The organism is Methanoculleus frigidifontis, assembly GCF_030464345.1.
GTDB classification, from domain to species: domain Archaea; phylum Halobacteriota; class Methanomicrobia; order Methanomicrobiales; family Methanoculleaceae; genus Methanoculleus_A; species Methanoculleus_A frigidifontis.
The window spans coordinates 17,805-30,458 of record NZ_VCYH01000009.1 but is presented as its reverse complement, the minus strand read 5'-3'; the positions used below and the strand labels follow the sequence as shown (position 1 = coordinate 30,458).

Genomic DNA, 12,654 nt, shown 5'->3' with positions numbered 1-12,654 from the left:
CGTTCATGACAAAAATCGGGCTTTGGTGACGCTCTCTTCCGGCTGTCATTCTTCCCTGACGAGACTGGTGCCGGACCTGGCCGGTTCCCGAAGTTCGGCCTTTTTCTCACGCATGCCCTCATGCCGTGGACCGTGGTGGCTATCGCCATGGGGGTGGGGCTGACGGGGAGGGGTCTCCCCTCCCCTGTCGTATGCAAAGATCCGCACACCTTACCCTCCACCCCACCCGGCCTCCGGCCTCCTCCCCCGCCCCCGGGGGCGGGGGCAGTCATGGCGATACCCAATGGAACGCCGTGCCCCGGGGTGCAAACACTCGGGAACACCAGGGGTGCGATCCGAGCAAAGGTATTCTCAGTTGTTTCGTAGGGCACTACCCCGGCTCCCTCCCGCACCCTCCCCCACGCGATACCACCGGAACGATCGTGCTCTCAGGCTCTGCCTTTGCGGCACTTCCTTGGTACCGATACATCGGGCGGCGTTGCGCCGATCCCGATCACCCGTTTCATCCACGCATACTCCCGTGACCTGCACATCCGCACCGTCCGCTTCGCCCGGACCCTGCCGCCGGCCCCCGGACGCCGGCCGGGCATGCCCGCCTGCAGAGGTACCGGCACCGGCCGGCGATCTTCCCGCCGTCACGGCCGGCCACGCCTCCCGAAAACCTGCCGCACCTGCCGGCACGACGAGCGGACCGCAGCGCCGGAGCACCCTCGCCCTGTACGGATCGACCCGTACCACCCGCCGCTCCCCTTCGGAACACCCGCGCTCTCCGGCACCCCTGCGCAAACCGGCAACAGCCCACCCCGCAGGCAGGTCCCGGATGGGTATGAATGCAGGGAAATACCACCACACGCACCATCGCCCCAAAAATCCCCGTTACCGCCACGGTTTCCCGTTTTACCCGGCTCTTCGCCGAAGACCAAACCGACATTCCTTAATACCAAAACGCAAAATTATCCAAAAAACCAGAAAAACGCCTCAGAAATATCTCCCCCCCCAAATATTCCAATACCATTGTAGATTTCCATAATCCCTGAATCTCCGCACATTTCCCCCGGCCGCAACGATTAAGTACCCGCCCCTGCCGAATAAGAGAATCTTGATATACACCGCACGACAACATAACATCAAATTTGTACGCCGCCCGGGCACCCACCCCGGGCTCTTCCGAACCCCTATCCCCGAGGCACCGACATGCACCGACCGCTCACTGCACACCCCGGCACCCGGCACCATTCCTGCCTCACCCCATACCCCGACGGTGACCGCCGGCATGCAGATGCCGCCCACCACCCGGAGGCCACGATGAATACGATACAAGGAACCTCGCCCGAGGCAAACTCCCCGACGGTCGCCACGTCCGCGATCACGCCGTCCTCATATTCCGCACTACGTTCCACTCATACTCACCTTGCGGAGGCGATCCGATGACGACCCGCACGACCAGTCCCTCTCCGGCATCTCCCGTCAAGCCCGCCCCAGACCGGCAGGTTCCCGAGGACGAGCCCACGCTCCTCGTCGACGAGCTCGGAAGACCGGACGCCAAAACGCCGGCAAAACAGATCCGCACCATCGTCGCCATGCCCGCCTACAACGAGGAGAAGTACATCGCGAAGACGATCGTCGGCGCCCAGAAATCCGCCGACAGGGTCCTCGTCGTCGACGACGGCTCCAAAGACGACACCGTCGTGATTGCGAGAGCCCTCGGCGCCCTCGTCGTACAGCACGAGACCAACAAGGGCTACGGCGGAGCGCTCCAGACGATCTTTGCAACAGCCCGCGAGGTCGGCGCCGAGGAGCTCGTCATCATCGACTCCGACGGCCAGCACAACCCGCAGGAGATCCCACACCTCCTCGCCGAGCTTCGGAAGGGACCGGATGTCGTCATCGGCTCCCGGTTCGTCGACGGCAACGGCGACGGAACTCCCGCCGACCGGAAGGCCGGAATAAGTGTGCCCGGCAGGGCAACCACGATGGCCGGCACCGATCGTGCGATATCCGACTTCCAAGACGGCTTTGGGGCATACGGCAAACGGGCGATCGAGGCCATCCGTCCGGGCGGCAACGGCATCTCCGCCAGCTCCGAGATCCTGCTCCAGATCAACGACCACCACCTCCAGGTTGCCGCGGTGCCGCTCGGGGTGTACCCAGACACCGCGGGAGCCTCGAGCACGAGCGCGGTCATGCACGGAGAACCCTGCTACCGCGGGAAGCAGATCGCCGTCGTGATCCCGGCGTACAACGAGGAGGACCTAATCCGGGAGACGCTCGACGGCATCCCGGGCTACGTCGCCAGGATCTACGCGGTGAACGACGGCTCGGCCGACCGAACCGGGGCGATCATCGACGCCTATGCCGAACGCGACCCGAGGATCATCCCCATCCACCACAACCCGAACCGGGGCGTCGGGGCGGCGATCACCTCCGGCTACAAGCGGGCGATCGCGGACGGGATGGACGTCGCCGCGGTGATGGCCGGGGACAACCAGATGGACCCAACTCACCTCCCCTCCCTCCTCGACCCGATCATTGACGGCAGGGCCGACTACACCAAGGGCAACCGCCTCATCAACGAGGCCTACCGGGAGGGCATGCCGCCCTGGCGGAGTTTCGGCAACTCCCTCCTCACCTTCCTCACCAAGGTGGCCTCGGGCTACTGGCAGATGATGGATCCCCAGAACGGCTACACGGCGATCTCGGTCAAAGCCCTCGCCGAGCTCCCGCTCGAGAGCGTCTACCAAGGCTACGGCTACTGCAACAACCTCCTGGTCTGGCTCAACATCCACAACATGACCGTCAGGGACGTCGCGATCCCGGCCCGCTACGGCCGGGAGAAGTCGAAGATCCGCTACTCGACCTACATCCCGAGGGTCTCGAAGCTCCTCCTCGGGAACTTCCTCTTCCGCCTGAAGACGAAGTACATCCAGATGGGTTTCCATCCCCTCGCGTTCTTCTACCTCGCCGGGGCGGTGCTCGCGCCGATTGGGGTAGTCGGGGGCTTGATAACCCTCTGGGAGAAGTTCGTGATGGGCTACCCGGTGCTCTTCGTACACGGGGTGCTGTCGTTCCTGATGCTCATGCTGGGGATGCAGTTCTTGTTCTTCGCGATGTTCTTTGATATGCAGGCGGAGAAGAACAGTGCGGGTACGAACTGAGGCATGACCATGTCACCTACCTCCAACAACTCGCTCGCAGTTACTATTGATATCGAGGACTGGTATCACATTCCATCAGTCTGTGGGTCGCCGTTTTCTGCCTACAAGGGTGTCGAAGAGTTTTACAACACATGGACCGAAAGGTACGACTACCTGACCGAGCCAACTCATCGAGTGTTAAATCTACTCAATCAGTTCAACATTCGTGCTACATTCTTTGTCGTAGCAGATGTGGTTAACCGGTATCCCGGCCTGGTCAAGTCAATTGTGGAGCAGGGTCATGAGATCGCCTGCCACGGATTAACCCACGCATGCAAGATTGATCCAGCAACAAAACAACCACTGCTCAGTCAAGAACAATTTGAAATACAAACTTTGCATGCAAAACAGATCCTAGAAAAAGTGTCCGGGGACAAAATAATTGGGTACCGTGCACCAAATGCACTCATCGGCGGGTGGATGATCGACTCGCTTGAGAGAATGGGTTTCAGGTACGATTCATCGGTTTCTGTCAACTCACTGTACAATAAGACCGATTCTTCCCTATCCGGAGTGTCATCGTATCCCTACTACCCTTCGCACGGCGGTCTGGAGCCATCGACTCTGCAACGGAGTATTGTTGAGTTTCCCTTTGCATATTACAATCTCGGAGCGAAAATCCCTACCTCAGGAGGACCGATGTTACGGTTTTTAGGAGGGCGGGTTGTGTATCAGGGCATAAAACAATGCTTAAAACGAGGGGATTCAATATTCTACTTCCATCCCATCGATATCTCTACCGAGTCTTTCCCCGATGTCGGCAACAAAAGGCCATTCTACTGGATTGTGAAAGGGAAACTCGTTGAAAAGAGAGTGCGCTACATTCTAGGCAAGTTCAAGGATAGACAGACGGCGACGCTCGGAGAACTCGTAAAGAACAGTATTTGAGGGTGAATTATGTATATCAACGGTATCGGACGAACCAAATTCGGAGCTCTTACAAAAACCCTTCCAGAATTGACATATGAGGCTATGCTCAACGCCGTCGAGGATAGTCCTCTGGATATTACCGACATTGATGCAATCTTCGTATCAAATTTCCTCGGCGGGCCTCTCAACGGGCAGCTCCACTTCAACTCGATCATCGCATCGCTCCTCCCCTCACTCAATATACCCATCATCCGGATTGAAACCGCCTGCGCCTCAAGTAGCGTTGCATTAAATCAGGCTATCAATTGTCTTGAAAAGACACCAAACATCATGATCGTAGGGGTTGAGAAGATGACGGGGACACACCTCATCTCCCCAACCGATGCAATTGCAATGGCTGGCGACTATAAGAACGATTACGAGCAGGGGCTGATCTTCCCCGCAGCATATGCACTGATCGCTCAGCAGTACATGAGTACATATGGAATCTCACATGATGCGCTGGAGCAGGTATCATATATCAACCACAAGAACGCAAACCTCAATCCACTGGCGCATTTCTATCATAAAGATGTCACCGTGGAGATGATCAAGCAATCCCCCAGGGTTGCGTCGCCCCTGAACCTCTTCGACTGCAGCCCACTCTCCGATGGGGCAGCTGCAATAATCATATCCAGCAAAAAACAGTCAGATCGGGATGTGAAAATCCTCAGCTCCCGTATCGCAACAGATACAATCTCATTAACACAGCGGGAGAGCCTGACCTCGTTCAACGCCACAAAGATCGCCTCCAGAAAGGTGTACCAGGATACAGGAGTCACGCCCGACATGATAGACATCCTTGAAGTCCACGACTGCTTCACGATAAGCGAGCTTCTCGCACTGGAAGACCTCGGCTTCTGCAGACCTGGAGAGGCGCCCGAACTTATTGAGAACGGAAGCATTCTCCCCGGAGGCGAGCACCCCGTCAATACCGATGGTGGGCTGAAAGCAGACGGGCATCCCATTGGAGCCACGGGACTCGCTCAAATCTACGAGATAGTCACACAACTCCGAGGGGAGGCTGGAAAGCGTCAAGTATCGGATCCAAAGCTGGGTCTCACCCAGAATATCGGCGGGATCGGCGGGACATGCGGCATTACGCTTATGGAGGGCATCTAATGAAATACTGCTGTCTCCAGTGCCACAAGTGCTGGAACCACCCTGTCGAGAAGTGTATCTTCTGCGGACAGGGCGTAACCCCGGTTGAGGAAACCCAGTACCGGGTTATCGGCACATCCGAAGTCTTCGTGCCCTCAACCGGAAATGAAAAAGTGCCTTACTTCGTCAACATTCTGGAAGACTTACATGGGCACAAGAAAATCGAAAAGTCTTTCCAAAAGTATGAGATCGGCGATATCATCGATATCCAGCAGAATGACGTACAGAGAGACCAGATCGGCGTCATCGGCACCGGCCTCCTCGGCTCTCAGATAGCCGCATATCTCATTCAATACGGCTACCCAACCGTGCTGAAGACACGCTCCGACGATAGCGCAAAAAAGGCGGTCTCAAAGATACAGAAGCAGATCGCAAAGAGGATGAGCGACGCCGAAACAGAAGCGGTTCTTCAGAGCCTGACCATCACGACCGATTACTCGGGCCTTGCAGACTGTGACGTCATCATCGAAGCCGCAGCAGAAGATATGGACATTAAAAGGGAGATCTTCCATAGCATCTCACAGGTCTGCAAGCCCTCCACCATCCTTGCAACAAACTCTTCGTCACTCTCGATAGACGATCTCGCCGGGGCAACGGACAGGCCAGAAAAATGTATAGGGATGCATTTCTTCAATCCGGTCCACCGGATGGATCTGGTCGAGGTCGTCATCGGTTCAATGACATCCGACGCGACAAAAGACTCGATCATCGGTATTGTTACAGCGCTGAACAAAAAGCCGATCATCGTCCAGAACAGTCCGGGGTACGTCGTCAACCGGCTCCTTCTCCCGCAGATCAACGAAGCAGTTCTTCTCCTCGAAGAGGGAGTCGCATCGAAGGAAGATATCGACAGCGCCATAAAGCTCGGCTTAAACCACCCCATGGGACCGTTCCAACTCGCAGACTTCATCGGCCTTGATATCTGCCTCTCGATCCTTGAGGTCTTATACCAGGAGTTCAACAACCCCAAATACAAACCGGCACAGTTACTCTCCGATCTCATCGAACAGGGGAAACTTGGATTTAAGTCCGGAGAAGGCTTCTACACATACGGAAAGGTGAACAGATGATATCCAACCGGGACAAAATCGCATTCGAAGAAACGATCCAGTTCGAGAACCAGAATGCCATCCTCTTCGGCCTCAAGTTTTTCAAGAACTGGATACTCGAACGACTCGCATCCAGTTTCCCCATCCCCTCCTGGAGAGCCCGCCTCCACCGGATGCGAGGCGTCAACATCGGCAAAAACGTGTACATCGGATACGACGTGATCTTCGACCGCATTCACCCCGAGTACATCACCGTTGAGGACTACGCCGAGATTGGAGACCGCTGCATCATCAGCGCCCATTCACGGGGAACCCTCCCTCTCCGCGAGAAGTATCCCCGAAGCGTGCAGCCCGTCAAGATAGGCATGGGCGTATGGATGGCCCCGGGCTGCATCGTGATCCAGGGGGTTGAGATCGGGGAGAAATCTGTCATCGGAACGGGTGCGGTCGTAAACAAGAGTATACCCGCAAATAGTCTTGCTGTGGGCGTGCCAGCAAAGGTGATTAAAAAACTGGATGGTTAACATGAGACTAATCTTCGATATTGGCCATCCCGCACAGGTACACTTCCATAAAAATACGATTAAAAAGCTTCAAGAGCATGGACATGACGTTCTAGTATCAGCCCGGGATAAGGATGTACTTCTTGAGCTGCTATCTCACTATAATATCGAATATAGAGTAATTAGTAAACAGAAAATAGGATTCACAGGATTATCCATTGAGTTATTTCAACGGATTCGAAACCTGTCAGAATTGATTCGCGCTTTCAAACCCGATCTCATTTGCGGACCTGGAGAAACTGTCGCACTGGCTGGAAAACTGACCAGCACACCAGTCATCTTATTCAATGACAGCGAACCAGTTCCAATCAATAAAATACTTACTTATCCATTTGTAGATATTATCTGTACCCCATCTACCTTCCGTAATGATTTAGGTCAAAAGCAGATTCGATACGAGGGGTATAAGGAACTTGCATATCTCCATCCAAATTACTTTATCCCAGATCCATCAATTCTTAAGGAATTGCAGATCGATGAAAAAGACCCCTACACCATTGTTCACTTCGTAGCATGGAACGCTCAGCACGATGCCGGGCATAAAGGTCTAGGAAATAAAGAAGAAATAGTTAAGGAACTAGAAAAGTATTCCAATGTTTTAATCAGTTCAGAGGCAGCACTACCAAAACCGTTAAGAAAGTACCAGATAAGTATTCCACCAGAAAAAATGCATGATGCATTATATTATGCTAAAATTCTTCTCTGTGACTCACAAACGATGACAACAGAAGCTGCAGTGTTAGGTACTCCAGCTATTAGATGCAATTCTTTTGTGGGGAGTAATGACATGGGTAACTTCATCGAACTTGAACAGAAATACGGCCTTATATATAATTACTCCGATGAACATATTGCATTATCCAAAGCGACTGAACTTTTGCAACAGCCCAAAATCAAGGAGGCTTGGGTACAAAAAAGAGACAATCTGTTGAAAGATAAGATCGATGTGACTGCGTTTCTCGTCTGGCTTATCGAGAACTATCCCCAAAGTTCTGCAGAGATCAAAGAGCACCCCGGGGTGCAATACTCCTGTACTCATGCCCCAGATGATGAATCATGATTGCCGTATTTACAGGCCATTCTGCCTGTTATCCATCCGATCGCACAATCGCGGGATCGCATGGCTTCACCCCCAGCCCCAATGAGCCTTCCGGCAAACTCAAAGAGTTCCTGAGGAGCACACCATCAACTTCGCCAAGGACGGCCTCAGGTTGGTCAGCAATTGCCTCTATGGTGCCAAGATTATTGTTACGTACCTCGCCTACAAGAAGAACATCAATGACTCCCAAGTCACCCTCGATCAAGACTATCAAGGAGTTTGTCAATCTCGGGGCTGATGTGCGGGTGCACGACCCATACGTCCCCATCCTTGCGACAACGAAGGCCAGGGTGTTTTCCCCGGACGGGAGCTTTGAGGAGGCGTTTAGTGAGACGGAGTGTGCAACCTTCCTCATTCTGGAGACGGCAACGGGTCAGATGGCCTCACCGGGGGTCGTGGACGGGAAGAATCTGTTTGCAATCAGAGGGAGGGGTGCGTATCTAGGGATCGGGAAAGGTGATCTAAATGTTCAATAAGCAATTATTCATCTTGGCACATACCATTGGGGAACACTCATTCTACCCGACCTACAAGCGTCTTATGAAAAACCAGTGGAGACCCTATGCGGAATTAAAAGGAGAACAGGAAAAACAACTAAGGCGTATGGTCTCCTACGTGTACGAGAACGTTCCCTATTACAGCAACCTCTTCAAAGAGCTTAAACTTGTTCCCAAGGATATACGCACAATTGAAGACCTCCAGAAACTTCCCATCCTGACAAAAGAGATCATACAGGAACACTGGAAGGAACTCAAGCCAGCAAGCCTCTCCGCAATGCAGTACGAAGATCGGGCAACCGGTGGTTCGACCGGCACCCCTTTCCAGTACCGAATATCAAAAAACGACCGCTTTTTAGGCGGAGCTCTCCTCTACCGAGGATGGGGGTATGGAGGCTTTGAACTTGGTGATAAGATGGTCTTTCTTGCCGGGTCATCCCTTAATGTCGGGACAAAGTCCAATCTTATCACAAAGGCTCACGAGATCGCGAGGAACCTTAAGAAGATCTCTTCCTTCGATATGGGCGAGCCAGAAATGCGGAGCTATGCGTGCATCCTGAACACTTTTCAGCCCAAATTCATTCGAGGATACGCCTCATCTATCTATTTCTATGCCCAATGGTTAGAAGAGAATGACATTCCCGTTCCTTCTCCCAAGGCAGTATTTACTACCTCAGATAAACTCTTTCCTCACATGCGGGAGACGATCGACCGGGTTTTCGGGTGCGATGTCTTTGATGGGTACGGCCTGAACGACGGGGGGGTCAGTGCGTACGAATGTCCCGAGCATTATGGGCTGCACATAGATACCGAACGGAGCATTACGGAGGTCGTTGCTCAAGATGGCGGCCAGGTTGTTGATAACGGGGGGGGGCAGATCCTCGCAACGAGCCTGCATAACTTTTCAATGCCGTTTATCAGGTACGCTACCGGGGACGATGTATATATTACAGAAGATATGTGCGAATGCGGAAGAGGGTATAAATTATTAAAAGAGATCATTGGCCGGACAGTTGATGTTCTTATCACCCCTGAAGGAAAAAACGTACATGGTTGGTTCTTTTTATACATTTTCTGGGAGTATTGTCAAGGGATCAAAGAATACCAAGTCGTGCAAAAGACTGTGGATGAAATTCACGTAAAGTTGGTCATAGAAGATAGTTTTGATGCGGAGGAATTGGAGAGAATAAAACAAATAATACAATCAAAAAGTCCCCTTTGGAAAATTCGATTTCAACTAGTTGATGAGATTGAGAGAACGAAGGCGGGGAAGTACAAATTCATACTAAATGAAATGGAGCGTAGATAATGCCTCTTAAAATATACGCCGTCGGCGACATCATGCTGGGAGAGCAGCCCTTATGTGATACTTTTGGGGTGAAAAGCGTAATTCAGAAGAACGGTTCAAAATACCTCTTCAGGGAGGTTTCCCCCCTATTCAAGGACGGGGACATTGTTTTTGGAAATTTAGAATGTTCGATCATGGACATTAACTCAAAAACCGGCAAAGATTCGGTTTTTTTCTGTGCAGAGCCAGAAGTCATCCAAGGTCTGAAAAACGCTCATTTCAATGTCCTTTCAGTTGCAAATAATCACATCATGGAAAACGGCCGGAAGACATTTCTCCATACGGTCAAAAATCTCAAAGACAATGATATAGCCCCTGTGGGAGTTAGAGATGAGATTGAAATCCTACACATCAAAGGGTATAGGATTGCTTTTCTAGGCTATTCCTATATAGAGGATCACATTGCTGATGTCTGTTACAATAAGATTTACCATAAGGATGCAATTATCAAAGATATTGAAAAAGTAAAACCTGTTTCAGACCTGATCATCATATCTCTGCATTGGGGGTCTGAATATGTTCCGTACCCCTCGCCTGACCAAATCCAAATAGGCCGGGATCTTGTCGATGCAGGTGCCGATATTATCCTTGGAGGGCACCCCCACATCACTCAGAGTTATGAAATCTACAAAAACCGACCCATTTTTTACAGTCTGGGTAATTTTATCTTTGATCACACGTACATCCCTACGACCAGAGAATCATTTATTGCAGAGATTGATGTTCAGGACTCATCAGATTTGATGGACATTAATATTACTCCGGTTACTATTAATGCGTACGATTATCACCCCCATATCATGAATTCACCTCATTCAGATGCTTTTTTAATGTCTGTCGGAGCAATCAGAAATTCATTCGAGAACCGCTCATTGTCGGATTATATTACGTATATTGGGGATTATAACCTATTATATAATAAGTATAAAGCAGCTGTAAAGTGGAATATGAAAGTTCACTTTGTTAAAAATTTGTATCGATATTCCTTTTCTACAGTGTGCAGTACAGTCAGCTCGTATTTTGGAAAAAAAAGAAGGTATGAGGCATGAATCTTCTCATAACTATGAAACTATCAGATCTAAATTTGCGAAACCATATCTATCCACTCACAAAAATAGATGAAGTAGATACCATTTTAATTGTAAGAGATACTATCGGGCCAAGCGTGGATAAAGTCAAGTACTATTGCCCACCTACATGGTCTGTAAAAATTTATCCAATTGGCTTATTTATCAAATTTTTGTATCTGCTATATTTGTCATTAAAATATAAACCAAAACTGGTTTTGGGATATTTACTTTTCCCTCACGGCATGCTAGCTTATATTATTGGAAAATTGACTCGAAAGAGAGTAGGAGTAAATCTAATTGCTGGTCCAGTTGAATTTTTTGAACCTGGCAGTCCAATAGAAAAATATGCTTACACAAGGCCATTACCGGAGTTATCATTATACGGTTTATTTGTCAGGCATATTGCGAAAAGAATGGACATAATAATTGTAAATGGAACCTATACTAAATCATTTCTGGAAAAAATTGGTATAAATAAAGAGAAAATTTTTATATTGTATAAACCGATGGAAAATAATTTTATTCAAACTAGCATACCCAAAGTAATTGATGTTCTCTTTTTAGGTAGATTGGCAAAGGTGAAACATGTTGAAACGGTCATACATTCAACTTATTTGGCTAAAAAGGTGATTCCAGACATTAAGGTAGCTATCGTAGGAGATGGTCCAGAATATACAAACCTTGTGAATTTATCAGATTCTCTCGATCTATCGAATACAATTGTGTTCTATGGATGGAAAAAGGATCCTTGGAACTGGATAAATAAAAGTAAGATAAACCTATTAACTTCAGAGCGAGAAGGATTTCCCCAATCAGTTATGCAATCCTTGCATTGTGGAGTGCCAGTTGTATCGTCAATGTGCGGAGATGTTACAGACATTATCCAGACAGGATATAATGGGATCCTCATTCGCGATTATAATGATGTTGAATCATTCGCAACATCAATAATATGGCTATTGCAAAATCCGGATATATTACATGATTATTCAAATAACTCAATAAAAACTGTCACAGAAAGGATTACAATGAGTGCTGCCCAAGATATATGGATGGAGATTATCCCATGACGCGAGATCTTTTTAAATGTTTCCATGAAAAAGTCGTCGTCAGGTGGCGGGGTGATTCCCTAATCCGGCCAGATGCAGCCTTACTCTCATAGTGTATTCCTTGTTCCTCTCGGTTTAGAAACCTCTCGAAAAGCAGGAGTGCTCGCTTATGGAAGGAGAACAAATTCTCAAAAGCATCCGCTCATCCTGCACCCCGGACGGCCGGATTTCTCTTCAGGAAGTACCTCGGAGTGACTCGTCAAGCAGGATCTAGATCGCGTCGGTTCAGGAACTCTATCGCCTCGGACACCAGACGGATGACGTCTTCAAGCGTATAGTGCGGGAATGTGAAGAGTATGCATCTGTGGGGATTGAAGATGTCTGGATTCACTGTACTTATCGACGTAATCTTCACCATTCACGATGAGATGCCAGATGATGGTGATCATCCTACCTTTCGCACTAACTTGAGTCCTCGGTAGAATTATCAAACCGCAAGATCCTTGTACTTTCAATAAATAACCTCTGCTGTGCCCACTTCTGCTGAATTCATCGAAGGTTCCGACGTCTCGATCGGCCATCTCGGGATCTTCGCCGGTGCTTTCGACACCCTCGGGATCGCCGGGGTCATTGACTGTGCTATTCCCCCTACAGTCCCGCTCATTCATAACGAGGCTCACAAAAATTGACTGAATTTAGACTTAAATTTCGAACG

Annotated in this window: 12 protein-coding genes; 11 read left to right on the top strand and 1 reads right to left on the bottom strand. The window is 50.2% G+C overall.

Annotated features, from left to right (window positions below; translation table 11 throughout):
- Positions 1–428 precede the first annotated feature (428 nt).
- Entirely contained in the window at positions 429–614 is a 186-nt protein-coding gene (locus FGU65_RS12635) for a hypothetical protein (protein WP_301664853.1), read from the bottom strand.
- Between the two features lie 813 nt (positions 615–1,427).
- Between FGU65_RS12635 and FGU65_RS12630 the strand changes: the two genes are divergently transcribed.
- The 11 genes from FGU65_RS12630 (at position 1,428) to FGU65_RS12580 (ending at position 12,628) form a co-directional block, all read left to right on the top strand.
- Positions 1,428–3,155 carry a glycosyltransferase family 2 protein gene (locus FGU65_RS12630; protein ID WP_301664852.1) on the top strand — a complete coding sequence of 576 codons (1,728 nt, stop codon included), beginning with the start codon at positions 1,428–1,430 and terminating at the stop codon, positions 3,153–3,155.
- A gap of 3 nt (positions 3,156–3,158) precedes the next feature.
- Positions 3,159–4,082, top strand: a complete 924-nt coding sequence (locus FGU65_RS12625; protein ID WP_301664851.1) for a polysaccharide deacetylase family protein — start codon at positions 3,159–3,161, stop codon at positions 4,080–4,082.
- A gap of 9 nt (positions 4,083–4,091) precedes the next feature.
- On the top strand, positions 4,092–5,225 hold the full coding sequence (locus FGU65_RS12620; protein ID WP_301664850.1) for a thiolase C-terminal domain-containing protein: 1,134 nt from the start codon (positions 4,092–4,094) through the stop codon (positions 5,223–5,225).
- Complete coding sequence (locus FGU65_RS12615; protein WP_301664849.1) at positions 5,195–6,334, top strand: 3-hydroxyacyl-CoA dehydrogenase family protein; 1,140 nt, start codon at positions 5,195–5,197, stop codon at positions 6,332–6,334. Before FGU65_RS12620 ends, FGU65_RS12615 begins: the two co-directional genes overlap by 31 nt.
- The gene (locus FGU65_RS12610) at positions 6,331–6,837 is read left to right on the top strand and encodes an acyltransferase (RefSeq protein ID WP_301664848.1); all 507 of its coding nucleotides are present in this window, start codon (positions 6,331–6,333) and stop codon (positions 6,835–6,837) included. Before FGU65_RS12615 ends, FGU65_RS12610 begins: the two co-directional genes overlap by 4 nt.
- A gap of 1 nt (position 6,838) precedes the next feature.
- Complete coding sequence (locus FGU65_RS12605) at positions 6,839–7,936, top strand: DUF354 domain-containing protein (protein WP_301664847.1); 1,098 nt, start codon at positions 6,839–6,841, stop codon at positions 7,934–7,936.
- Positions 7,937–8,154: 218 nt separating this feature from the next.
- Positions 8,155–8,451: a Rossmann-fold NAD(P)-binding domain-containing protein gene (locus tag FGU65_RS12600; RefSeq protein ID WP_301664846.1), complete on the top strand. Its 297-nt coding sequence runs from the start codon at positions 8,155–8,157 to the stop codon at positions 8,449–8,451.
- The gene (locus tag FGU65_RS12595; protein WP_301664845.1) at positions 8,441–9,781 is read left to right on the top strand and encodes a phenylacetate--CoA ligase family protein; all 1,341 of its coding nucleotides are present in this window, start codon (positions 8,441–8,443) and stop codon (positions 9,779–9,781) included. The genes FGU65_RS12600 and FGU65_RS12595 overlap by 11 nt, the downstream gene beginning before the upstream one ends.
- Entirely contained in the window at positions 9,781–10,869 is a 1,089-nt protein-coding gene (locus FGU65_RS12590) for a CapA family protein (RefSeq protein ID WP_301664844.1), read from the top strand. Before FGU65_RS12595 ends, FGU65_RS12590 begins: the two co-directional genes overlap by 1 nt.
- A gap of 14 nt (positions 10,870–10,883) precedes the next feature.
- A complete protein-coding gene (locus FGU65_RS12585) occupies positions 10,884–11,960 on the top strand; it encodes a glycosyltransferase (protein WP_301664843.1) in 1,077 nt (358 codons plus the stop codon).
- A gap of 509 nt (positions 11,961–12,469) precedes the next feature.
- Positions 12,470–12,628 carry a hypothetical protein gene (locus FGU65_RS12580; protein WP_301664842.1) on the top strand — a complete coding sequence of 53 codons (159 nt, stop codon included), beginning with the start codon at positions 12,470–12,472 and terminating at the stop codon, positions 12,626–12,628.
- Positions 12,629–12,654 lie beyond the last annotated feature (26 nt).